This is a genomic window from Janthinobacterium sp. AD80, assembly GCF_002878455.1.
Lineage (GTDB): Bacteria > Pseudomonadota > Gammaproteobacteria > Burkholderiales > Burkholderiaceae_D > Janthinobacterium.
Genome location: NZ_NRDQ01000325.1, coordinates 1 through 1,877, shown reverse-complemented (window position 1 = coordinate 1,877; position 1,877 = coordinate 1). Strand labels below are relative to the sequence as shown.

Below are 1,877 nucleotides of genomic sequence, written 5' to 3'. Positions count from 1 at the left end.
TGCTCAGGGCCCTGCGTGTGTACCGTGGCAGCGCCGGCGCCATGACGGCGCTGGCGGCGGCCGGCGCCTTCCAGGACCGCCAACTGGAGCAGCGTCTGGGCCTGTACCGCTGCGGCATCGAACAGGGTGCCATGACGCAGGTGGCCAGCCTGCCCCCAGGGCCGGAACCGGTGCTGCTGCTGCTGCACGGCACGGCGGCGTCGACCGCGCGCAGCTTTGGCGGCCTGTGGCGCAATGGCCTGGCGCCGCGCCTGGCGGCGCAATACGGCAACCGCATCTATGGCTACGAACACCGCAGCCTCAGCGAAAGCCCCATCCACAACGCGCTGGCCCTGGTGCGCCAGTTGCCGCATGGCGCCGTGCTGCACCTGCTGGCCCATTCGCGCGGCGGGCTGGTGGGCGAACTGCTGGCGCGCGCGCAGCGGGTCGACAGCCGTGGCGCCGTCGACCTGGCCGGCGATGGCCTCGAACGCCTGGGCGAAAATACGGTGGGCGGCGAAGCGTTCAACAGCCATGACATCGAACACTTCGTGGCGCAATCGCAGCTGTGCGGCCGCGCCGGCTACGCCGACGACGCGGCGCGCCTGCGCGAGCTGAGCATGGAATTGAAAACCCGCGCCATCCGCGTCGCCCGCTTCGTGCGCGTGGGCTGTCCCGCGCGCGGCACCACCCTGATGTCGGGCCGCCTGGACCGCTGGGCCAGCGTGATGTTCAACCTGCTGGCACCGGGCGCGGCGGCCGATGGCGCCATGGCCTTCCTGCTGGCCGTGGTGCGGCAGCGCTGCGATGCGCGCATCCTGCCCGGCCTGGAAGCGATGATGCCCGACTCGCCGCTGGTGGCCCTGCTCAACGCGCCCGACGTGCGCGTGGCCAGCCCCCTGCATGTGCTGGCGGGCGACTGCGGCGGCGACAGCCTGCTGGGCTGGCTGGCCGGCTGCCTGGGCGAGATTTTTTATGGCGGACAAAGCGACCTGGTAGTCAATTGCGCCTCGATGGCGGGCGGCGCCACGCGCAGCGCGCCCGTGCGGCAACTGCTGCTGCGCGGGCCGCAGATGCACCACCTGAACTACTTCGAACGCCTGCCATCGGGCACGGCGGCGGTGCAGGCGCTGGCGGGTGACGACGCCGCCTACCTGCCGCTGGCCGGCATCGAGCACGGCTTGCTGGCGCGCGGCGGCGAAGTGCCAAAGCGGCGCGCGCATGCGCCCATCGTGCTGCTGCTGCCCGACATCATGGGCAGCCACCTGCAGGTGGGCAGCAACCGCATCTGGTTCGACCCCGTCAACCTGGTCGAGGGCCGCATCGAACGCCTGGCCGTCGGCCAGCCGCACATCGTCAGCGCCGGCTGGCTGGAACCGTGTTACGAACCGTTCGCCCGCTACCTGGCGCAAAGCCAGGAAGTGCGGCCCTTTACCTATGACTGGCGGCTGTCGCTGCAGGAGACAGGCGCCGCCTTTCTTCCCGTGCTCGACGCGGCCATGCGCGACGCCGAAGAACGCGGCCAGCCGCTGCGCATCGTCGCCCATGGCATGGGCGGGCTGGTGGCGCGCCTGGCCCTGCGCGACCGCTGGCAGCGCCTGGACGCCATTCCCGGCAGCCGCTTGCTGCAGGTGGGCACGCCCAACCGGGGCAGCCACGCCATGGTGCAAGTGCTGCTGGGACGCGATCCGCTGGTGCAGATGCTGGGCTGCTGGATCGCCTGGAAGCATACGCGGCGCCAGTTTCTCGGCTTTGTGCGGGCCTTTCCCGGCGTGCTGGAAATGCTGCCATGGCCGCAGGCGGCACCGGCGGCGGGCGCCATCGATTATTTCGATCCGCAGGCCTGGGCCAGCCTGGCCGCCGGCGACCGGCAGGCGGCGCTGCCCGGCGGCTGGCAG

The 1,877-nt window shown here is 71.7% G+C and carries 1 pseudogene; it reads left to right on the top strand.

Going from position 1 to position 1,877, the window contains the following annotated elements:
- Nucleotides 1–1,877 (top strand): annotated as a pseudogene (locus tag JaAD80_RS29150) (hypothetical protein); the annotation flags it as partial.